This is a genomic window from Shewanella sp. Isolate11 (genome assembly GCF_022398315.1).
Lineage (GTDB): Bacteria > Pseudomonadota > Gammaproteobacteria > Enterobacterales > Shewanellaceae > Shewanella.
On record NZ_JAKEVF010000010.1, the window covers coordinates 12951 to 34927 of the forward strand.

Here is a 21977-nt window from a genome sequence, read left to right on the forward strand (position 1 = left end):
TTTTAATAGGATAGTTGGAGAAAGAACATGGCAAGATACTTGGGTCCAAAGCTCAAGCTCAGCCGCCGAGAAGGTACTGACCTTTTCTTAAAAAGCGGTGTGAGAGCAATTGATTCGAAGTGTAAGCTTGAAGCTGCACCTGGACAACACGGCGCTCGTAAAGCACGTTTGTCTGAGTACGGCGTTCAATTACGCGAAAAACAAAAAGTTCGTCGTACTTATGGTGTGCTTGAAAAGCAATTCCGTAACTACTACAAAGACGCTGCACGTCTAAAAGGTAACACTGGTGAAAACCTACTTACTCTTTTAGAGACTCGTTTAGATAACGTTGTATACCGTATGGGTTTTGGTGCTACTCGTGCAGAAGCACGTCAGCTAGTAAGCCACAAATCTATTATGGTTAACGGCCGCGTTGTTAACATTCCATCATTCAAAGTGTCTGCGAATGATGTAATTAGCGTTCGTGAGAAGTCTCAAAAGCAAGCTCGTATTAAAGCTGCTTTAGAAGTTGCGTCTCAACGCGAAAAGCCAACATGGGTTGAAGTAGATAGCGCTAAAATGGAAGGTGCTTTCAAGCGTCTACCAGAACGTAGCGATTTATCTGCGGAAATTAACGAACAGCTGATCGTCGAGCTTTACTCTAAGTAAAGCTAATAAACAAGAGAGGACACAATGCAGGGTTCTGTTACAGAATTTCTTAAACCGCGTCTCGTTGATATCGAGCAGGTTAACCCAACACGTGCCAAGGTTACACTCGAACCGCTTGAGCGTGGTTTTGGTCATACTTTAGGTAACGCGTTGCGTCGTATCCTATTGTCGTCTATGCCCGGCTGCGCGGTTACCGAAGTCGAGATTGATGGTGTACTGCACGAATACAGTAGCAAGGAAGGCGTACAAGAGGATATCCTAGAAATCTTGCTTAACCTTAAAGGTTTAGCAGTGGTTGTCGAGGGTAAAGACGAGGCTATGCTTACATTAAGCAAGTCAGGCGCAGGCCCTGTTACCGCAGCAGATATCACGCACGATGGTGATGTTACTATTATGAATCCTGATCATGTTATCTGTCATCTGACGGGTAATAATGACATTAGCATGCGCATCCGCGTTGAGCGTGGTCGTGGTTATGTTCCAGCTTCTGCTAGAGCACAAACCGAAGACGACGATCGCCCAATTGGTCGCCTGTTAGTGGATTCATCTTTCTCACCTGTCGCGCGTATTGCTTACAATGTTGAAGCAGCACGTGTTGAACAGCGTACTGACTTAGACAAACTCGTTATCGATATGACCACTAACGGTACTATCGATCCTGAGGAAGCAATTCGTCGTTCTGCGACAATTCTAGCCGAACAGCTAGATGCGTTCGTTGAACTACGTGATGTCACTGAGCCAGAACAGAAAGAAGAGAAACCAGAGTTCGATCCAATTCTGTTGCGTCCTGTCGACGATCTAGAGCTAACTGTACGTTCGGCTAACTGTTTGAAAGCCGAAGCGATTCATTACATCGGAGATCTGGTACAGCGTACTGAGGTTGAGCTACTTAAAACTCCTAACTTAGGTAAGAAATCTCTTACTGAAATTAAGGATGTGTTGGCTTCTCGTGGACTTTCATTAGGTATGCGTCTAGAAAACTGGCCTCCAGCTAGTTTAGCAGACGACCTATAAGTCCTAGTTTGTACAGATTTAGGTAATAAGGATTAGGTCATGCGCCATCGTAAGAGTGGTCGTCAACTAAACCGTAACAGCAGTCATCGTCAAGCTATGTTCCGTAACATGGCAAGCTCTTTAGTCCGTCACGAAGTGATCAAGACTACTGTTGCTAAAGCGAAAGAACTGCGTCGCGTAGTTGAACCTCTAATAACACTTGCTAAGAGTGATAGCGTTGCAAATCGTCGTTTGGCGTTTGCTCGTACTCGCGACGCTGAAGTCGTTGGTAAGTTATTTAATGAATTGGGTCCACGCTACCAGGAACGTCCTGGTGGATATACCCGTATCCTTAAGTGCGGTCTACGTACTGGTGATAAAGCGCCTATGGCGTATATTGAACTAGTAGGTCGTCCAGAAGCTGCTGAAGCTGTTGAAGAAGCTGCTGAGTAACACTGGGATTCATTGTTAAAAAGCCGGGCTTGTAGCCCGGCTTTTTTATGTCTTAAATTTACCACTACCATATTGGCTAATTTTTAGTGCTTTTTTAGTATAAAAGGCATCAGATTCAATTTGTGGCTGATTTATCTTCAATTCTCGACTTAAAACCCCCTTTTATTTAGTTTGCAAGTGTTAGTTATTACGACACATTTCATCCATTTTATTTGCTTGAGTTTTAGTCAGCTAACGTTAATATAATGTTAATATTTTTTGTGCGGTAGAATGTATTGTTGACGTTTTTATATAGAGGAGGAGGTTGGTTTAAACCGCTAACTCGACTCAATCAAACTCCTTTAATTATGTCGATGCGTGAAGGCTTTATTGCCCTGATCCCTTTTTTCGTTATTTCCGCTATTGCCTATATGTTGTTAGGTATGTTACCAATTCTGCCAGATTTTGCTGCTAAGCCCTTCATGGCTCAAATGTTGAATCAAAGCCATCATCTTATTTTGGCTATATCGCCGTTAGCCGTTGTTATATCTTTAAGTTTTCATTTATCAAAAAATCTGCGTGCTAATACTATTGTGGGCAGTATTCTCGCATCCCTATGTTTCATGACACACAGCAACTACTTAGTTAGTATCGGTGATTCCTTTGCGCTAAATACAGCTTGGCCAAATTTCTACTCTATTTTTATCCCGTTGATTACGCCTTATCTGGTCCGTTATTTCAGTAAACGAACTTGGTTGCATTTAGTTAAGCAGCCTGTGATAAGTCCATTTTTACAAAAACACTTAAATTTAATCCTGCCATTTTTCTTGGTGTATTTAACCTTGTACTTGATTTTACCTGTGGTTGAAATGGCCGTAGGGGGAATAACGCACGGCTTGCTTAACTGGTTAGTTGGCTTATCTGTTGGTGTACAAGGTTTCGTGCGTATGCTGTTGATCCACGGATTGTGGTTTTTGGGTATTCATGGCGACAATACATATACGAGTCTGTTCTCTGATAGTTTGATGCAACAGCCGTTTATTGCTGGGATCTCATTTCGATCTTTTTATAATACCTTTGTGATCATAGGTGGCTCCGGCTGTTTATTGTCTTTGGTCATTGCCATTTTTATTTGTCGTTCTCCACAAGAATTAGCTCAGGCGAGAGTTTCTCTGCCATTTAATCTTTTTAATTTTAGTGAGTTGATCGTCTATGCCTTACCTGTTGTTTTCAATCCCGTATATTTAATTCCTTTTCTCTTGGTGCCGATGTCCAATTTTTTGTTGTCTTACTGGGTGCTGAGCAGCGATGTTTTCCTGTTGGGTGATCAAGAGTTATCTTGGATGACACCGGTATTAATTAATGCGTGGTTAATTAGTAAGAGTATCAATGTGGTGGCTTATCAAGCGCTATTGATAGCGCTGAATGTGATGATCTATATTCCTTTTGTGCTGCTTTCTAAGCAGATGCATGATTGTGTTAACCCTATCGAAAGGCTGACCAAGAAGTTTAAGCTTGCAGATATCCATCAATTGGATGCGGAAGCCCGTTTTAGTTCTGAACTCAGAGACTCTCATGTTAATAGCGCTGAGCTACATGTCACTTTGAGTCAAATCGATGCAGGTCAGTTAGTTCTCTACTACCAACCTAAAGTCGATACTACAAAACGTGAAGTGGTTGGCTTTGAAGCTTTATTAAGGTTAAAAACTGCCGATGGTTTGGTTCAAGGGCCGTGGTTTATAGAGATATTAGAGCGAAACAACTTAGTTCCTATGGTTGATGCTTGGGTGATACGCCAAGTTAAACGTGATCTATTGTTAGTTGCAGAGCAGGGCTCATTTCCTAAGATATCGATTAATCTTCACCCTATGTCGCTACAGGATGACCGCTTAGTAACACGGTTGGCAGAACTAAATCGTGAATTTCCTAAGCAGCTACAAATTGAGTTACTTGAATCTGCATTTATCGATCAACGAGATCGAGCAAGTACCAATTTGAGCTTATTACAGCAGCAAGGGGTAAGTGTTGCGATTGACGATTTTGGTCGAGGATTTTCTAATCTATCTCGTTTGATCCAGCTGGCTCCGCAAGATATCAAATTGGATCGTTCAATGCTGCTGGCAACTGATACTGCAGAAGGTTTATTGCTTTACAAGCACATGGCTGCATTATGCCGTTCGTTGGGTTATCAGCTTGTCGCTGAAGGGGTTGAAACTGCACAACAGTTAGCCTTAGTCCATGAATTAGGTGTCAATTGTATTCAAGGTTGGTTTTTCGCTGAAGCTATGCCTTTGCGTCAGGCTATGGCCTATCAATTACCTGAAACTTCCTATTTTGAATCATTAAAGCGTGCTTAAATTGCGCTGTCGATTGCTAGAACTTAGTGCTATCAGTAGAATCATAAAATATTATGCTAGTTCAATCATGAAGTTGTTGTTTGTGATTTTCAGTCGCAAAATTTGGTGAATAGATGAAAGTTGTAGTGGATTATTCGAGGCTTATTTTATTTGTCTGCGGTGTACTGTTAGGTGTCCAAGTGCCGGCTTTTGTCGATCAATATGGCCAACGACTTCAGGCTCATACTCTAGAAGCCAAGCAAAACTTGTCTGAATTTCAGCGCGATGCAGATCGTTTTTTTGGTGGTGATATTAATAAGCTTATTGCTCATTATCGGCAAAATCCCGATCAAGTTATTAATGCTGGAGGTGACAGTATCAAGGCAATTTATAATCGATACCAGTTATTAGCTGAGGCTTTGGGGCAATTTAATCAAAACGATTATAGTGGCTTTAAGCAGGTTGCCTTTAATCCTCTGGCTGAGATTAGGGATGAAGTTTGGCAGCACTTTAGTCATAGTATATTGCTAGATAGCCGAGCAATCACTATAGGTCTGCTATTTGGTTTATTGTTTTCCCTATTTTGTGAGTGTTGCTTTGTGGTTTGTGGCTTCACCTGCCGTAAGCTTTATCATCGCCTCATTGAGCAGCGCAATTAATCTGTGTCAGCTTATCGGCTGTACTACACTTTTACTCATTTCATTATTTAGGAGTTACCTGATGATCAAACAAGGACAGAAGCTACCAGCGGCAACCTTAAGCGAATTAACTAAAGAGGGTATGGTTAATCACGATATACAGGCTTTATTTGCCAATAAAAAAGCGGTGTTATTTGCTGTGCCGGGGGCATTTACTCCAACTTGTTCTAACGCTCATCTTCCGGGGTTTGTGGTTATGGCTGACCAGTTTAAAGCTAAGGGTGTCGATATCATTGCCTGTGTTTCAGTTAATGACGCCTTTGTTATGCAAGCCTGGGGTGAGGCGCAAAACGCTTCTGAGTTGATGATGTTAGCCGATGGCGATGCCAGTTTTACCAAGGCGCTAGGATTAGAGATGGATACCGCAGCTTTCGGTGGGATCCGGTCGCAGCGTTATGCGATGGTGATTGAAGATGGCGTTGTGACTCTGTTAAACGTCGAGGAGCCTAAAAGTTTTGAGGTGAGTAAGGCGGAAACTGTCCTCGCTGCTTTATAAATGCTGGGCATCTTTGCTACGCACAGATGCCTAAACTGGTTTCGATATCGGCTACGCTCTGAGCCACTTCGCTGGCGATCACTTCACTTTGCTGTACTGAATGCAATGCATGTTGCTTAAGCTCATCCATTGCATTTGTGAGTGCATTGAGGTGATTCACTTGATTGGCACTGTAGTGAGTCCCCTGATTGGCGGTGTCGTTCATTTGTTGTGCTTGTTGTTGCACAGTTTGCGTCGCCTGCCATAACGCTTGGGCTCCTTTTGCCTGTTTTAGACTGGCGTCTTCAATACCTACGACACTCGTTTCAAGCTGTTGGTTAGCGCTAGTTAACCGGTTCAGAATAGTTAGGATCTCTTGTAGCGATACTTGAGTGCGTTGAGATAAATTGCGCACCTCATCGGCGACAACGGCAAAACCTCGGCCTTGTTCTCCTGCTCGGGCTGCTTCTATCGCCGCATTTAATGCCAACAAGTTTGTTTGTTCGGCGATATTACCAATCACATCAATAATCGTTGATACATCATTCACCGAGCTGTTTAGGCTGCCAAGTGATTGATGGCAATGCCCGATGGCTTGTTGAGTCTCATCGGCTGCAGCCATAACGGCTTTGACCTCGTCTTGACTCGATAGCATCTGCCGATGAGTCTGTTGTGCACTTTGTTCTATTAGGCTTGAGAGCTCGCTGACCTCTTGTGCTATTGAGCGCATCTGTTCTGTTTGCCCCTGTGCATTGCCCACAATATTGAGTGTAGTTTCCGTTTCTCGAGCCAGGTTTGAAATCCGCGCCACTAACTGTGATAGTGAGGCTGAGATGGTAGTGATTTTAACTTTTTGTGCCTGTTCTTCGGCTTCAAACCTATTCAAAAGTTGATTGAAGTGACCTGCTATTTGTCCCGTTTCGCAGCGGCGCTGTATGGCTAAATGTTGGCGCTCATTGGATCCACTTAGACGCATAAAAGCGACATTTAGCTGTTTGAGGGGTTTGACAACTCTATGGTGCTGCAACAGCAGGAAGCCCAAGGCAAATAGGGCGAGCAGAGACACGACACTGGCAAGAATGAGCTGTAACTGCTGTTTAAGATGATTGCTTTGCTCTTGCTGGGTTTGACCAAGTTTAAGCAGTAGTTGTTCTATACTTGAAATGGCTGAAATCATTGCATTGCGAGCCTGTTTATTGGCCAGCAGCTGTGATTCGCTATTATCCATCTCCTTGCTATAGCGCTGGCTCAATGACAGTAGCTCGTTATAGTAAAACTCACCGATTTCAGTTTGCTCTTGCTCGCCATCACCTAAGGCAAATTCATCTGGTTCTTGTGCCTCATAGATACCCAGTAAAGGTAATTGCGATAGCTTGTTATGCCAATGATTTAGCTGTTCTAGGGTGGTGGTTAGTATAGATTGCAGACGCTGATCTTTATCGATTAAGTAGCTTTCGGTCAGCTGGGATAGATGGTAAATCAGCGGAGGTAACTCTTGTGTCAGGCTTAAATATTGTTTGGCTAACTGCGGATTGAGCTCGAGTCCTTTACTGGCATATTGAGCCAAATGTTCATTGTCAGCCAACATCTCTGTTTCCGCATGCACTAATAATTGTCGCGGATTTCCAGCTAACTTGCCTGCCGCTCTAAATTGGCTATCTAATGCAATAATAAATTCATTAATAGTACTGACTAAACTAAGGGCATCTTGATGAGATAGGCTGCGAATATCATCTGTGATGCTATGCAGTTGTTGTTTGCTATTATCCAGAAGTTGCGCATCACCTGTCGTCAAGTAGCCTTCGAGTTGGCGGCGAACCTCAATCAAAAAACGTTGTTGTACGTCATTAAGCAGTTGGCTTTGTGTTTCTATTTTAATCCGTTGCTGTCCGCTCCAGACCACAACGGTCGCTAATAGGCCGGCAAGCAGTAGTAAGGTTGCAGATGTCCAAATAGAAAGCGTCGAGATTTTCATTTTTCATCGTTAAGAGATATTTTGCGCCAGAATATGACGTAAACATGACAGCTTGATGACATCCACTTTGAAAGACGATGATTCTGAATGAGTAATTCTGAGGTACAGACGTGTGATGTATAGGTCGCTAACTTATTCTAGTGGTAGCCACACCTGTGCGTGTAATCCACCTTGAGGACGATTGGTTAATATCACTTCGCCTTGATGGCGATCGACAATACGTTTGATAATAGCTAGCCCTAATCCAGAGCCGACACTCCCACGAGCGATATCTCCCTGAGTGAAAGGTTGAAATAGCTTGGGAATTTGATCTAATGGAATACCGGGGCCATTGTCCTCAACGCTGAAACCGACTCGCTTACCGTTGAAATGAGAGCTGAGTTTGGTCCAGCCGTTACCATAACGAGCGGCATTTTCGACCAGATTGGTAATGATGCGTTTAATGGCTATTGATTGCATGGGCACCATAGGGCAGTTATTAAGATCGAGAATTATGTCGCCATCACGATTAGACTCCGCACTGGCTACCGCCTCTAACAGTTCGTTGATTTGGCCAAGTTCCCGGTTAGATTCTTGATCTTGTCTGATATAAGCGATGAACTGATTGATAATGGCGTCCATATCTTCTATATCATGGTTAATACCTTCCCTTAAGTATTCATCCTCTTCGACCATCATTTCCGATGCTAGTCGGATCCGGGTGAGAGGGGTACGTAAGTCATGGGAGATACCGGCCATCAATAAGGCTCTATCTTGCTCTAACTGTTGCATGCTGCGCGACATCTGGTTGAAAGCGTTGGTTACCTCGATAATTTCAGTTGAGCCGCTTGGAGGCAGGGGAGATGGATAGTCGCCTCTGGAAACCGCGATTGCCGCTTTCTGTAACCTTTTAAGCGGTTTATTTTGCTTACGAGCAAACCACCAACCGCCGAGAACACTTAGCGCGCCAATCACCATTAAATAGAGGGTGAGTGGCGATAGGCCAAATTCACCAAAGCCCGTTAGTGGCACTTTTATCCAAATAGAAGGAGCTTGGGGTGGGCGGATCCAAATTTCAAAGTCCTTGCCTTGGGATATGCGTACTTCGGCTTCACCACCTAAATGCTCCGACATCTGTGCCGACAATAAGCTGTAATGTATGGCGCGATCGACCCCTGCTTCTCGTGCTTGTTTGATGTTATAGATATGCATACCATCATCACGAACTTTGGCGTTAAGGGCATCGACCATAGTTAAATGTTCACGGCCCACATCGACACCATCGACAAATAGCAGTTTGACTTGGCGAGCAATTAATTGATTAATCTGTTGGTAAGTTGGTTGGATAAAATAAACTGCAACAGAGACATATGACACCAGCTGATTGACCAGTAGTAGCGAGCCAATCAGCAGAACTGTTTGGCTAAATGCGCTACGTGGTAAAAATCGTTTAAGCCACTTCATTCAGTGGTTAGCGATTTGGTTGAGTCGACAAGCATATTAACGTCGTGCTGCACCGTCGGGGACGAAGACATAACCTAATCCCCAAACTGTCTGAATATAACGTGGGTTAGCGGCATCCTTCTCAATTAAACGACGTAAACGTGAGACTTGCACATCGATTGAACGCTCTAATGCGGAGTAATCACGACCTCTAGCCAGGTTCATCAGCTTATCGCGAGATAGTGGTTCTCTTGGGTGGCTTACCAACACCTTTAATACTGCAAACTCACCACTGGTCAGGGAGATAGCTTCCTCTCCGTGATACATTTCGCGGGTGGCTAAGTTAAGGGTAAACTCACCAAAATTGATCTCTTCTTCTTGTTGAGTCGGCGCTCCGGGCACCTCAGGAGTTTGGCGGCGCATAACTGCCTTGATACGCGCCAATAATTCGCGTGGGTTAAAGGGCTTGGGTAAATAGTCATCGGCGCCGAGCTCAAGGCCGATGATGCGATCGACTTCATCACCTTTGGCCGTCAGCATCACGATAGGAATACTGTTACCATTTTGGCGTAAGCGGCGGCAAATCGATAAACCATCTTCACCAGGTAACATAAGGTCGAGTACAATCAGATGAAAGTTTTCTCGTTCAAGCAATCTGTCCATCTGTTCAGCATTCGCGGCACTTCTAACCTGATAGCCTTGTTCTAACAGGTAACGCTCTAGTAAGGCTCTTAGCCTCATATCATCATCGACGACGAGAATTTTAGAGGTTTCTTGTCCCATGCTTTTTATCCTTTATTTCAGAATGTGTGACTAGATTTAGCAACACAACTTGCTGATATTCATATTAATCTCAAGCGCATGCCTAATATAGCCGTTTTGCTATTTAAATGCCTAGCGACAATTGTTGTGTCTATATAGCGTTAAATTTACATATTTGATTTATATAAGTTTAATGCTTTGAAATTAAATAAATTTTAGCTTACTTACCGAGGTTATGTGAAATTGTAACCAAATTGAACTGGCATAAATTACCCTGATGAATTTGCTGTTGGCGTTAATTTAATGACGTAGGCAACGGCAGGCACTAAATTAACTTGCACCTTAAAGCGGTCACGCTAAAATAACTGTATATACAAACAGTATTTGGTGTGATGTTATGCGTGTTATCCCATTCGCTGCACAAGCTGGAATTACAGGTTTTGAAAGCCCTGCTGCAGAGTATCGTCAACTAGGCTTAAATTTAGATGAGTTGCTCATTGAGCACCCTAGTGCCACCTTTATTGGTGTCGCTCAAGGTGACTCTATGCAAGATACGGGGATATTTGATGGTGATTTACTGATTGTCGATCGCCATGAATCCGCTCGCAATGGTGACGTTATCGTGGCTAATTTCAATGGTGAGTTTGTTTGCAAAATTATCGATACGCACCGGCGTTTACTTCTGTCATCTAACTATCAATATCAGCCGGTGATTATCCATGATTACGACTTGTTTAGTATAGAGGGGGTAGTCACGCGTTCTATTCGCTGTCATCGGCAGAGTCCGATATTGCTGCAAGTGGATAATTGATGTTTGCCCTCGTCGATGCTAATTCTTTTTATTGCAGTGCTGAGCAGGTATTTCGTCCCGACTGGCGTGGTAAGCCGCTTATTGTATTAAGTAATAATGATGGCTGCGTAGTTGCGGCTAATCGCCAGGCTCGTGAGGCCGGAGTCCAAAAGTTTGTACCCTTTTTTCAAGTTAAACATTTATGTGCTCAGCGTGGCGTCAATGTTTGTTCATCAAATTACGAACTCTATGCGGATCTGTCTGCCAAGATGATGAGTATTGTTGGCCGTTTTGCGCCAGAACAACATATCTATTCCATCGATGAGAGTTTCTTATCATTTAAAAATAGCTTTCCTGCGATCCCATGTTTAATGACTCAGGCTCAATTAATTCGCCGAACGGTGTGGAAGGAGACACGTATACCTGTGTGTGTCGGGATTGGAACGACATTAACCCTAGCAAAGGCCGCTAATTATGCGGCAAAGAAATTACCCGGCTATCAAGGTGTATGTGTTATTGATAATGACGCCAAACGTGTGGTGATTTTAAAGTTGATGAAAGTCGGTGACGTATGGGGGATCGGCCGTCGTATTAGTAAGCGCTTAGAGCAGATGCAAATTTTTAGTGCTTATGAGCTAGCATGTATGCCTTTGGGTTTAGCGCGTAAACAATTCAGTATTGAGATCGAGCGTACGGTGCGCGAGCTTAATGGCGTCGTGTGTAAAGAGTGGGATCAGGTCCGAGCCGATCAGCAGCAGATTTTTTCTACTCGCAGTGTCGGTGAGCGTATAACCTGTTATCAAGATCTCGTGCAAGCCTTGAGTAAACACGCTGCCATTGTTGCCGCGAAAGCCAGACAGCAGCGGTCTCATTGTAAGTCTATGATATTATTTGCTAATAACTCTCCCCATGATGCTCTGCCTGTAAACTATAAAACCATAGTGGAATTTCCTTGCCCAACTAATTGCACCGCCGAATTGACCCGAGCCGTTAGTGCAGCCGCCCCAAAGTTATTTAAACCTGGGGTTCGTTACTACAAGATAGGAGTCGGATTACTCGATTTAGCGAGCGAGTCTTATCAGCAGTTTGATTTGTTTGATGTTCCTCAAGGGAATCCACAGTTGATGCAAGCTCTCGACGGAATTAATGGCCGCTATGGCCGTGATACGTTGTTTCTTGCTGCGCAAGGTATTGAGCAAAAGTGGGCTATGCGTCGAGATATGCTGAGCCCGCAATACACGACTCGCTGGCGATGCTTGCCTAAGATTAACTGTGTTTAAACTGAGTTAGCGGTTATTGGTGTTGTAGTTAATAAAAAAGGCCTCATTAGAGACCTTTTTATGTTTGCTTAATTTAGCTTAGTAACCCGACTTCTGGCCTTCAGCATAATCAAGCTTTTCATGAGTTTGACCCATGGCTTCGGCAACTTCTGGTGGCATGTAGTTTTCATCATGCTTTGCCAATACTTCGGTGGCTTCTAGTTTACCATTCTCGATGAGTACACCTTGAGCTACGATACCTTGGCCTTCACGGAATAGATCTGGAAGTAAGTCATCATAGGTAACGACGATTTCACCGCCAAGAGAGTCATGCACGGCAAATTCTACATGTAGGCTATTTGGATCGCGGATCATCGAGCCAACCGTAACCATACCACCGACACGAATGCGTTGGCCGACTTCAGGTTTAACACCTGTGTCTTTTTTACCCTGAACAATTTCTGTTGGCGTATAGAACAGGTTGAGGTTCGAATTTAACGCATATAATAGTAATGATGCGATTGCGGCCACACCACCGATTAAAGCGGTAGCAAGGGCAAGTCTTTTCTTACGTCTGGCGTTCACTGTTGATTACTCCGGTTTGCTTTGAGGCGATCTTCACGTTGCATCTTCTTGGCGATTTCGGTCAAGATTTTACGTTTTTGGCGAGCACTGATAAAAATCAAAGTAGCCAACGAGAAGGCCGTTATTCCATAAGATAGCCATACATAAAAAGCATAGCCACCCATGTTAAAAAAATCTGCTAATGAATCGAACTGCATTATTTGACTCCTTCAGCTTTAGCGAGTTCCCTTACCCAAGGACGCATGCCGTTACGGGCAAGAATTTCGGCTCTAAATCGAACTAAGGTAATAGCACCTATCATGAGGCCGAAACCAAAAATGTTGATTAATAGCGGGTATAACATCTCTGGCGCCATTGAAGATTTTTCGGTGATCTTAATGGTGGCTGGTTGATGCAGAGAGTTCCACCATTCCACTGAATACTTGATGATTGGAATATTAATGACACCCACAATTGCTAAGATGCCTGCTGCACGAGCTGCAAGTACTTTGTCTTCAAATGAGGCATAAAGCGAGATCACACCTAAGTAAAGGAACAGCAATACCAGTTCAGAAGTGAGTCGAGCATCCCATACCCACCAAGTTCCCCACATAGGTTTACCCCATGCAGAACCCGTGATTAGAGCGATAAAGGTAATGACGGCACCAATGGGAGCGATTGCCGCCGCGGCCCAGTCTGCTGATTTTATCTGCCATACCAAACCAATAAATGCTGACGTTGCCATGGCCATATAGGCTGCCATCGACATCGACGCTGCTGGCACGTGGATGAAAATGATGCGGTAACTATCACCCTGTTGGTAATCAACGGGTGCGAATAATAAACCCCAGATCGATCCTACACCGATAAAGCCGATAGCCAATGCCGAGAACCAAGGCAGAAGTGTACCAGCGAGTTTATAAGCTCGTTGAGGATCTGCGTATGAATGTAGCCATTTCCACATATTAGTTAGTACTCACTCTTAATGAAGCGCCAATTGCGAAAGGCGCTAAAATTAACGAACCGACCAGCATCGCACCAATAATCGCAAGATGGCCGCTGTAGGGTAAATTTAGTCCTGCGGCATCGATTGCGCTGGTGGCGAAAATCAATACCGGAATATATAGCGGTAAAATGAGTAAGCTGAGTAACACCCCACCTTTACGTAATCCTACCGTTAATGCCACACCGATGGCGCCGAGCAAGCTCAGAACCGGAGTGCCAAGTGCCAAGGTTGCTATCAGTGCACCGTAGCTGTTTGATTCAAGATGCAGCAATACTGCTAATAAAGGAGCCACTAAAATTAAAGGTACACCGGTTAATAGCCAATGAGCTAGTACTTTAGCTAGTACCATTAGTGGTAATGGCTGCGGACTTAACAGCATCTGTTCGAGGCTACCGTCGACAAAATCAGCTTTAAATAGGCGTTCCAAAGAGAGCATCGAAGCTAACAACGCAGCAACCCAGATGATCCCTGGGGCAACACGTGAGAGCACTTGTGGCTCAGGCCCAATGCCTAATGGAAATAGGGTGACCACCAAAATAAAAAACAGTAGTGGATTAAAGATATCGCCTTTATGTCTAATCGCAATTTGTAGATCGCGCTTTAATAAGGTGAAAAATGCTTGGGTAAAACTTATGCCTTTATTCATTTACTGCACCTTATACGAAGCGATAATCGAGGCGAATTTTTCGTAAGATGTCATCACCTATGATGCTCATATCTTGGTGAGTCGTCATAATGACACAACCGCCATTTTGGGCATGTTGTAAAAATAGGTGTTCCAACTCTTCCACGCCTTTCTTATCAATTGCAGTAAAGGGTTCGTCTAGTAACCAGACTTTACAGTTGGTATGCCAGAGTCTGGCTAATGCTGTGCGTCGGTGCTGTCCTGCTGAAAGGTGACCCGCTAGCGCTTCTTCGAATCCAGAAAGATTAACCTTGGCTAATATGTCATTGGTTTCGAAATCATCATACCCGCTTATCTTTAAATTAAAGTTAAGATTTTCTTCGGCGGTTAACTCGCTCTTAACTCCGGCAAGATGGCCAAGGTATAACAGGTCGTCATTATATTCGTCGCGGCAGCGGGTGATATCTTCACCTTTATAAAGAGTCTCGCCAGCGTAAGGGCGGGATAAGCCTGCTAGGATACGTAGTAAACTGGTTTTGCCTGCGCCGTTAGGTCCTTCAATTTGGACGATTTCACCCGCTTGGATATGGAAACTTAACTCATCAAACAGGATCCGCTCTTCGCGAATACAGGTTAAGTTATCGGCCGATACCAGTGTTGTTGCCGTTTTTTCTTCTACCACTGAACCCTCTATCTCAAGCCATTTATCTACTTTAGCGATACTAACATAATCCCCTTTAAGGGGTTTAGTCTCTGATACTTTTTAGTGTCAGCAATTTGATATGCATCCAAAAAGTGGAACCTTTTGTTCATTGAACTGAACTTTTTAATCTTTTGCTAATGTAACAGTTAAAGTGAGAGATGTGTTTATGATGAAAATGTAAATTCTGATATTTATCACAAAAAGATGAGATTTATTGAAGTTTGTTGTATTCTATGGCCGCTACATAAAACAAGTCTGCCCATAAAATATGTCAGGGCGGCACAGAGCTTTGTTAATATTGCATTAGGAATATTTAAGATGAAAAAACTGTTAGCATTGTCAGCCGCGGCTGCATTGACCCTATCTGCAAACGTGTTTGCGCAAGAAGGTGAAGCGATCTACAACAAGGCATGCCATGTATGTCATAGCATGGGCGTTGCAGGTGCACCTAAAGCTCACGATGCAGCGGCATGGGAGCCTCGTCTAGCTAAGGGTATGGACACTCTAGTTGGTTCTGTTAAGTCTGGTCTAAATGCTATGCCTCCAGGTGGTATGTGTACAGATTGTTCTGATGAAGATTACCAGAAAGCTATCGAGTTCATGTCGAAGTAATCTGTCATTGATAAAAGAACCGGCTAAGCGCCGGTTTTTTTATACCTAAAATATAGTGGATAGCGCATTCAGTGATAAAAAGTACAACCACAAAAAAGCCGACATTCAAGTCGGCTTTTTCAGTTAAGTTCAATAGGATTTATTGGACTTGAGTATCAAGCACCAGTTTCGCAGTTGAACCCACTTTTACCGCCTCGATGCGGCCTTGAATATCACCAGGCTGAGCCTTCACTGAGCCATGCTTAGAAAGTACCGCTATCACTTCTACATTCTTGGCATCACTTAACTTAGCGTTGCCGCCCATGTTGGTACTGTCATCAAGGGTGATAGTAACAGGCAGTGATTTTGCAGAAACCTTAGTCGCAGCCAATGGCACTTTAGGGCCTTCGGTATTGCGAGCAAAGATAAACAGCATATCTGAACCATTCACTTGCTCAGCCAATTCAGGTGCAATAGACACATCAACGGTAACGGTTTTAGCTGTCATCGCCTGTTGATGAGTTGCATCTTGTGGCATTTCGCCTGAAGCGGTATTCATTCTCATCTTCGCACTATCAATAGCATTGATAATGGCGCTGCGATCGACATCACTACGGCTGCTATCCAAGATAGTTTGCCAAGCATTGATAGCGTCTTGATAGTTTGCGGTGAAGAAAGCATCCATACCTACAAGGAGTAGCGTTGACGGATCTTCAGGGTCTAGTGCCAGAGCTTGATCGACGATAGCTTTAACTTGGGGGGTCATACGCTGATTGGCTTTGTAATAAAGCGCAGTCGCTTTCGGGCCTAATAGCTCCGCATGGGTTCCGACAAGTTCCATCGCTTTATCGAAGGACTTAACCGCATCATCGAAACGGTTTGCGTTTATATAAGCATGTCCTAAGCTAAATAGCAGTTGGCTGTTTTCTGGTTCAGATTTTAGTTGTGCTTCCATCATGCCAATACGTTGCGCCATAATTTGGCTGGCGTCCATTCCCGCATGAGGGTTATCAGGAACGGCTTTATCGAGGTTCTCGTATGCACCTAAATGACTATATAGGTAGCCAGATAAACCAATGATCACCACAGACATGAGTGATGGCCATAGCATGCCTTTAGGTTTGACTTTGTTCACTAAAGACTCGTCTTCACCTTGCTTCATATCTTGCAGCAAACTGATTTCAAGTTCTTTTTTTAAAGAATCGAACTCACTTTGATCTAAGAGTTCTTCTTCGAGTTCTTTTTCTAATGTCGCGAGTCGGTTGTTAAATAGCTCTAAGTTCGTCGCTTTACGAACACCAGCTTCTTCCGCTTGCAGCATCTTTTGCTGACGAAAATGAGGAAGCCAAATCAGCACTAGGCTGACTAACACAAAAAGCGCAATAAAAATCCAGAGAGTGGTCATTATTTCTTTTTCACATTAGTTACAAGAATGCGGGGATGCCGCGCGATTAGACATAAGATTATACGGAAAGATTATTCATTGAACAGTAATATAAGGCCTAACCGCTTTTAAAAGGTGATAGTTTTGCACTGGTTCACAGTTCGATTCTATTTCGTAAATTGTTGGAAACTTAAATTTCAAACGAGAGTCAGACATAAAAATCTGTCTGTTTTAACAATTGTAACCGCTATCGCGGAACGGCAAGAATGAGACTGATGACCCATTCTTGTGCTAAAGAAGCAGACAGATACAATAGCAAATACTAAAATGAACCCAAATTTGTACCCAGAGTAATGTGTTGCAAACTCTTGCGAATCAGAACAAGCTATAGCTTAGCTGATTCTTATATAGGACTGAGGAAACCCCATGATCCCTGAATTAGGACACTTTTCGTTGATAATAGGCTTGGCTTTTGCCTTCCTGTTAGCCAGCGTGCCTTTAATCGGTGTTGCTCGTAAAGATCAATATCTCGTACGATATGCTTGGCCGTTAAGCTATGGCATGTTCTTCTTTATTTCTCTTTCTGTCATCGTGTTAGGTTACTGTTTTGCCGTCGATGATTTCTCAGTTGCTTATGTAGCACATCATTCAAACTCTCAGCTTCCTATCTTCTTTAAGATTGCTGCCGTTTGGGGTGGACATGAAGGGTCATTGCTATTCTGGGTATTCGCGCTGTCAGTATGGACCGCAGCGGTAGCCTTGTTTAGTAAAGGTTTAGAAGAAGTGTTTACCGCGAGGGTGTTGTCAGTTCTGGCGATGATCGTGATTGGCTTTAGCTTATTTATGCTATTGACCTCTAGTCCTTTCGAGCGTTTATTCCCTATTCCAATGGAAGGACGCGACCTTAACCCAATGCTGCAAGATGTGGGCTTAATCTTCCATCCTCCGATGCTATATCTGGGTTATGTTGGTTTCTCCGTTAGTTTTGCATTTGCGATTTCAGCCTTAATGGGTGGTCGTTTAGATTCAGCTTGGGCTCGTTGGAGTCGTCCTTGGACATTGGCTGCCTGGATTTTCCTCACTGGTGGTATTTCGCTAGGTTCATGGTGGGCATATTATGAATTAGGCTGGGGCGGCTGGTGGTTCTGGGATCCAGTTGAGAATGCTTCGTTCATGCCATGGTTGATTGGTACTGCATTATTGCACTCGGTTATCGTAACCGAGAAGCGTGCCGCATTCCGTAACTGGACGGTACTGCTTTCCATCTTCGCTTTCTCATTAAGCTTGTTGGGTACCTTTATTGTTCGTTCGGGTGTATTAACTTCGGTTCACTCATTTGCAGCGGATCCAAGTCGAGGCATGTTTATTCTATTGTTACTCGGCTTAGCGATTGGTGGCTCGTTGACACTGTTTGCATTCCGCGCCAGTGATATGAAGAGTCCTGCTCGTTTTGAATTGATGTCAAAAGAAACCATGTTGTTGATTGGTAATATTCTGCTGACGGTGGCGTGCGGTACGGTACTACTAGGTACTCTTTATCCCCTGCTTATCGACGCACTTAACATGGGTAAGATCTCTGTAGGCCCTCCATACTTCAACGCGGTATTTGTTCCGATTGTTCTGGTACTGTTTATGTTTATGGGTATCGGTCCAAGTATTCGTTGGAAGCGTGCTAAAGCGGGTGAGTTAAAGAGCAAACTACTGGTGCCAGCGCTGATTGCCAGTGTGGTCGGTATTGCGGCACCATTTATTGCCGATGGTAACTTTAATATCTGGGTAACCCTAGGTATTGGCGCCGCAACCTGGATTGTTTTAGCAACATTACGTGCTGGCTACGACATTATTAATGGTAAAGATGGCATTAGCCTGATGAAGCTTGGCCGTAGTCAACTAGGTATGATCATCGCTCACTTGGGTATCGCTGTGTCTGTTGTTGGTGCCACTATGGTGTCTAATTACTCTATAGAGAAGAGTGTAAGAATGGGCCCTGGCATCACTCAAGAGTTGGCGGGTTACGAGTTCCACTATATTGAAACTAAGAATGTGGTGGGTCCTAACTATACGGCCCAGCAAGGTCAGGTTGAAGTAACCAAAGATGGTGAGTTCGTTACTTTACTAAGACCCGATCGTCGTCAATATAATGTACGTACTATGGATATGACTGAAGCGGGTATCGACTGGGGTCTATTCCGTGATTTATATATCACCATGGGTGATCCAATCAGTCGTACCGAGTTTGCTGTACGTCTGAACTATAAGCCGTTTGTTCGTTGGTTATGGTTCGGTAGCATCTTTATGATGGTCGGTGGTTTCTTTGCTGCATCAGATAAACGTTATCGTAAAGAGAAAGCGAAACAAACTGCAGCAGAAAAAGCTAAAGAAGATTTAGCAACGGCATAACTTGAATTGGGGCAAGTATGAAAAACAGGTTAGTACTATTTATTCCGTTGGTATTGTTTTTGGCGATGGGGGTATTCCTATATAAAGGTTTATTCCTTAACCCACAGAAATTAGATTCAGCATTAGAAGGAAAGCCGATCCCGGCTTTCCAACTGGAAAAGCTTGAAGATCGTGGTGAGATCATCACTAACGAGACGCTAAAAGGTAAGGTGTCATTATTGAATGTTTGGGCAACTTGGTGTCCATCTTGTAAGTATGAGCATCCTTATTTGATGCGTTTAGCCAGACAAGATATTTTGCCTATTTATGGTATTAACTATCGTGATGATCGACCGGCTGCTATTCGTGAGTTATCACGTGAAGGTGACCCTTATACCAAGAATATTTATGATCATGATGGACGTTTAGGTTTGGATCTCGGTGTATATGGTGCACCGGAAAGCTTCCTGGTTGATCATAATGGCATTATTCGTTTTCGTTATGCCGGCCCAATCGATATGAGGGTTTGGAATGAAACCCTTTATCCAATGATTCAAGAATTACAAGCCCAGGCTAAAGCGGAGGGGGCATCTTAATGAAAGCATTTTTGGGTGTTATCACTGCGGTGTTTTTATCTTTGGCTATGCTGGGCTCAGCCGTTGCAACTCCAGTTGATACTTATGAGTTTAAAAATGTAGATAACCAAAAGCGAGCGCTGGAGTTAGCGCACTCGTTGCGTTGTCCGCAGTGTCAGAACCAGAACTTAATCGACTCGAACTCTCCTGTTGCACAAGATTTACGTCTTGAGGTGTATCAGATGGTTGATGCCGGTAAGGGCGATGCAGAGATTATCGAGTTCATGACTAGCCGTTACGGTGAGTTTGTACTGTATAAGCCTCGTATGGAAGGTAAAACGGTTTTACTTTGGTTAGGTCCTATTGGTTTATTACTGTTCGGTTTATTAATTGGCTTTATCTTTGTCCGTAAACAACGCATTGCGGATGCAGTTGAAGAAGAGCTAAGCCAAGAAGATCAAGCTGAACTCGATAAGTTACTCAAGCGAGATGGTAAATGAGTAAGTTAGGCTTATCTATATTATGTGCCTGTTTATTGTCATCGATAAGCTTGCTACCCAATGAGGTGCAGGCTTATCCCGGCATGCAAAAAAAAGCACAAGGTGAGATCCAATCGAGTGTTGAGTTAATCAATATATTACCTAAACCATTTCCTATTGAATTGGTCAGCTTTAAAGATGCAGCGGGTAAAGAGATTGATTTTAGCCAGTATCGCGGCAAGGTAGTGATGATCAACATGTGGGCGACTTGGTGTCCGCCCTGTGTTAGAGAATTACCAGCATTAGATCGTTTTAAAGGTAAATTCGATCCTGCTAAGTTTACTGTGTTACCCATTTCGATCGATCAAAATGGTAAACAGCAAGTTGAGCCATTTTTGCAGTCGTTAGAGATGGGAAGCTTTGAAACTTATTATGATCAAGAACAGGCGCTAGGCGCAGTGTTCCCATTAGACACGATTCCAGCAACCTTTATCTTAAATAAGCAAGGTGAGCTCATTGCCTTCGTAAGAACTTTTGTCGATTGGGATGATGCTAAAGCCGTTGAACTGATCAACTCTTTTTTAGATAAATAGTTTTTAGCCTAATAGAGTTTAGTTAAACAGCTTTATAGATTACTTAGACATTAAATTGCTCTAAAAACACTCATTTAGAGTAATTAGTATTCACAAAAGATCGTATTTGCTGAAAAGATCGGCATGCGATCTTTTTTTATTTAAAACTGCTTGCACCCTGGCAATAACTCCCTATAATGCGCATCCACTGACACGGCACAGCCTGTTAGTGACTTAGCTTTATCCCAATAAGGATAACGTCAAGTAAGCAAGTTTTTAGAGAGTAACTTGAGTGCCTGGTTAATAAATCGCCACTTGAAAATAATCTAGAAATTAAGCCTTGACGACTAAGTCGGGAAGTGTAGAATACGCATCCCTAAGCCGGCAGCCTAGCGCTAACGGCGGTATCAAAAATAGATGCCAATGCTCTTTAACAAGATAAAACAAGAAATCTGTGTGGACACTCACAGGTATTGAGTTAATCGAAAACGATTTATTTCTCAATGCTTTTCTGTAACTAGCAATAGTTAACTAGAGATAGTGAATGTCCATAGCAATATGTACAAACGTTTTTAAGATTCTTCCGANCAAGAAATCTGTGTGGACACTCACAGGTATTGAGTTAATCGAAAACGATTTATTTCTCAATGCTTTTCTGTAACTAGCAATAGTTAACTAGAGATAGTGAATGTCCATAGCAATATGTACAAACGTTTTTAAGATTCTTCCGAGTCTTTAAAACGAATCAGAATTCATTGAGCCGTTCTAAACTCTTAACGGGGTTTGGAGCACAAAACTTTAATTGAAGAGTTTGATCATGGCTCAGATTGAACGCTGGCGGCAGGCCTAACACATGCAAGTCGAGCGGTAACAGGAAGTAGCTTGCTACTTTGCTGACGAGCGGCGGACGGGTGAGTAATGCCTAGGGAACTGCCCAGTCGNAAAACTTTAATTGAAGAGTTTGATCATGGCTCAGATTGAACGCTGGCGGCAGGCCTAACACATGCAAGTCGAGCGGTAACAGGAAGTAGCTTGCTACTTTGCTGACGAGCGGCGGACGGGTGAGTAATGCCTAGGGAACTGCCCAGTCGAGGGGGATAACAGTTGGAAACGACTGCTAATACCGCATACGCCCTACGGGGGAAAAGAGGGGACCTTYKGGCCTTCTGCGATTGGATGTACCTAGGTGGGATTAGCTAGTTGGTGAGGTAATGGCTCACCAAGGCGACGATCCCTAGCTGTTCTGAGAGGATGATCAGCCACACTGGGACTGAGACACGGCCCAGACTCCTACGGGAGGCAGCAGTGG

The 21977-nt window shown here is 43.5% G+C and carries 22 protein-coding genes and 1 rRNA gene; 14 read left to right on the forward strand and 9 right to left on the reverse strand.

Annotated features, from left to right (window positions below):
• Positions 1 to 27 precede the first annotated feature (27 nt).
• The 6 genes from rpsD (at position 28) to L1D21_RS16245 (ending at position 5603) form a co-directional block, all read left to right on the forward strand.
• A complete protein-coding gene (gene rpsD, locus L1D21_RS16220) occupies positions 28 to 648 on the forward strand; it encodes a 30S ribosomal protein S4 (RefSeq protein ID WP_239846297.1) in 621 nt (206 codons plus the stop codon).
• A gap of 24 nt (positions 649 to 672) precedes the next feature.
• Complete coding sequence (gene rpoA / locus L1D21_RS16225) at positions 673 to 1662, forward strand: DNA-directed RNA polymerase subunit alpha (protein ID WP_028764663.1); 990 nt, start codon at positions 673 to 675, stop codon at positions 1660 to 1662.
• A gap of 39 nt (positions 1663 to 1701) precedes the next feature.
• Positions 1702 to 2094, forward strand: coding sequence for a 50S ribosomal protein L17 (gene rplQ / locus L1D21_RS16230; RefSeq protein WP_011863991.1), 393 nt, complete (start codon positions 1702 to 1704; stop codon positions 2092 to 2094).
• Between the two features lie 278 nt (positions 2095 to 2372).
• A complete protein-coding gene (locus L1D21_RS16235; RefSeq protein WP_239846298.1) occupies positions 2373 to 4430 on the forward strand; it encodes an EAL domain-containing protein in 2058 nt (685 codons plus the stop codon).
• Positions 4431 to 4543: 113 nt separating this feature from the next.
• Entirely contained in the window at positions 4544 to 5068 is a 525-nt protein-coding gene (locus L1D21_RS16240) for a DUF2937 family protein (RefSeq protein ID WP_239846299.1), read from the forward strand.
• A 61-nt stretch (positions 5069 to 5129) separates the two neighbouring features.
• Entirely contained in the window at positions 5130 to 5603 is a 474-nt protein-coding gene (locus L1D21_RS16245) for a peroxiredoxin (RefSeq protein ID WP_239846300.1), read from the forward strand.
• Positions 5604 to 5619: 16 nt separating this feature from the next.
• Here the strand turns inward: L1D21_RS16245 and L1D21_RS16250 are convergent, their stop codons facing one another.
• From L1D21_RS16250 to ompR, 3 genes are all read right to left on the reverse strand, one after another.
• Positions 5620 to 7557 (reverse strand): methyl-accepting chemotaxis protein, encoded by a 1938-nt coding sequence (locus tag L1D21_RS16250; RefSeq protein WP_239846301.1) that lies wholly within the window; start codon positions 7555 to 7557, stop codon positions 5620 to 5622.
• A 132-nt stretch (positions 7558 to 7689) separates the two neighbouring features.
• Positions 7690 to 9000 carry a two-component system sensor histidine kinase EnvZ gene (envZ, locus tag L1D21_RS16255; protein WP_239846302.1) on the reverse strand — a complete coding sequence of 437 codons (1311 nt, stop codon included), beginning with the start codon at positions 8998 to 9000 and terminating at the stop codon, positions 7690 to 7692.
• A gap of 36 nt (positions 9001 to 9036) precedes the next feature.
• Positions 9037 to 9762, reverse strand: a complete 726-nt coding sequence (gene ompR, locus L1D21_RS16260; protein ID WP_239846303.1) for a two-component system response regulator OmpR — start codon at positions 9760 to 9762, stop codon at positions 9037 to 9039.
• Positions 9763 to 10138: 376 nt separating this feature from the next.
• On the opposite strand from ompR, the gene umuD reads away from it, so the two are divergent.
• Positions 10139 to 10552, forward strand: coding sequence for a translesion error-prone DNA polymerase V autoproteolytic subunit (gene umuD, locus L1D21_RS16265; protein ID WP_239846304.1), 414 nt, complete (start codon positions 10139 to 10141; stop codon positions 10550 to 10552).
• The gene (locus tag L1D21_RS16270; protein ID WP_239846305.1) at positions 10552 to 11811 is read left to right on the forward strand and encodes a Y-family DNA polymerase; all 1260 of its coding nucleotides are present in this window, start codon (positions 10552 to 10554) and stop codon (positions 11809 to 11811) included. The genes umuD and L1D21_RS16270 overlap by 1 nt, the downstream gene beginning before the upstream one ends.
• Before the next feature lie 78 nt (positions 11812 to 11889).
• Here L1D21_RS16270 and ccmE read toward each other — a convergent pair whose 3' ends face one another.
• Genes ccmE through ccmA form a run of 5 tightly spaced genes read right to left on the reverse strand, consistent with a single transcriptional unit; the run spans position 11890 to position 14667 of the window.
• The gene (ccmE, locus tag L1D21_RS16275) at positions 11890 to 12375 is read right to left on the reverse strand and encodes a cytochrome c maturation protein CcmE (protein WP_239846306.1); all 486 of its coding nucleotides are present in this window, start codon (positions 12373 to 12375) and stop codon (positions 11890 to 11892) included.
• A complete protein-coding gene (gene ccmD / locus L1D21_RS16280) occupies positions 12372 to 12572 on the reverse strand; it encodes a heme exporter protein CcmD (RefSeq protein WP_239846307.1) in 201 nt (66 codons plus the stop codon). Before ccmD ends, ccmE begins: the two co-directional genes overlap by 4 nt.
• Positions 12572 to 13318, reverse strand: coding sequence for a heme ABC transporter permease CcmC (gene ccmC / locus L1D21_RS16285; protein WP_239846308.1), 747 nt, complete (start codon positions 13316 to 13318; stop codon positions 12572 to 12574). Before ccmC ends, ccmD begins: the two co-directional genes overlap by 1 nt.
• Position 13319: 1 nt before the next feature.
• Positions 13320 to 14006 carry a heme exporter protein CcmB gene (ccmB, locus tag L1D21_RS16290; RefSeq protein WP_239846309.1) on the reverse strand — a complete coding sequence of 229 codons (687 nt, stop codon included), beginning with the start codon at positions 14004 to 14006 and terminating at the stop codon, positions 13320 to 13322.
• A gap of 10 nt (positions 14007 to 14016) precedes the next feature.
• Positions 14017 to 14667, reverse strand: a complete 651-nt coding sequence (gene ccmA / locus L1D21_RS16295; RefSeq protein WP_239846310.1) for a cytochrome c biogenesis heme-transporting ATPase CcmA — start codon at positions 14665 to 14667, stop codon at positions 14017 to 14019.
• A 339-nt stretch (positions 14668 to 15006) separates the two neighbouring features.
• Here ccmA and L1D21_RS16300 point away from each other — a divergent pair, with 339 nt between their 5' ends.
• Positions 15007 to 15300: a c-type cytochrome gene (locus L1D21_RS16300; protein ID WP_239846311.1), complete on the forward strand. Its 294-nt coding sequence runs from the start codon at positions 15007 to 15009 to the stop codon at positions 15298 to 15300.
• Between the two features lie 139 nt (positions 15301 to 15439).
• On the opposite strand, the gene ccmI is transcribed toward L1D21_RS16300, so the two are convergent.
• Complete coding sequence (gene ccmI, locus L1D21_RS16305; protein ID WP_239846312.1) at positions 15440 to 16684, reverse strand: c-type cytochrome biogenesis protein CcmI; 1245 nt, start codon at positions 16682 to 16684, stop codon at positions 15440 to 15442.
• 405 nt (positions 16685 to 17089) lie between these two features.
• Here ccmI and nrfE point away from each other — a divergent pair, with 405 nt between their 5' ends.
• From nrfE to L1D21_RS16330, 5 genes are all read left to right on the forward strand, one after another.
• Positions 17090 to 19063 carry a heme lyase NrfEFG subunit NrfE gene (gene nrfE, locus L1D21_RS16310; RefSeq protein WP_239846313.1) on the forward strand — a complete coding sequence of 658 codons (1974 nt, stop codon included), beginning with the start codon at positions 17090 to 17092 and terminating at the stop codon, positions 19061 to 19063.
• A 17-nt stretch (positions 19064 to 19080) separates the two neighbouring features.
• A complete protein-coding gene (locus tag L1D21_RS16315; RefSeq protein ID WP_239846314.1) occupies positions 19081 to 19638 on the forward strand; it encodes a DsbE family thiol:disulfide interchange protein in 558 nt (185 codons plus the stop codon).
• Positions 19638 to 20117: a heme lyase NrfEFG subunit NrfF gene (nrfF, locus tag L1D21_RS16320; protein ID WP_239846315.1), complete on the forward strand. Its 480-nt coding sequence runs from the start codon at positions 19638 to 19640 to the stop codon at positions 20115 to 20117. The genes L1D21_RS16315 and nrfF overlap by 1 nt, the downstream gene beginning before the upstream one ends.
• Complete coding sequence (locus L1D21_RS16325) at positions 20114 to 20689, forward strand: TlpA disulfide reductase family protein (RefSeq protein ID WP_239846316.1); 576 nt, start codon at positions 20114 to 20116, stop codon at positions 20687 to 20689. Before nrfF ends, L1D21_RS16325 begins: the two co-directional genes overlap by 4 nt.
• Before the next feature lie 928 nt (positions 20690 to 21617).
• A 16S ribosomal RNA gene (locus L1D21_RS16330) occupies positions 21618 to 21977 on the forward strand; the annotation flags it as partial.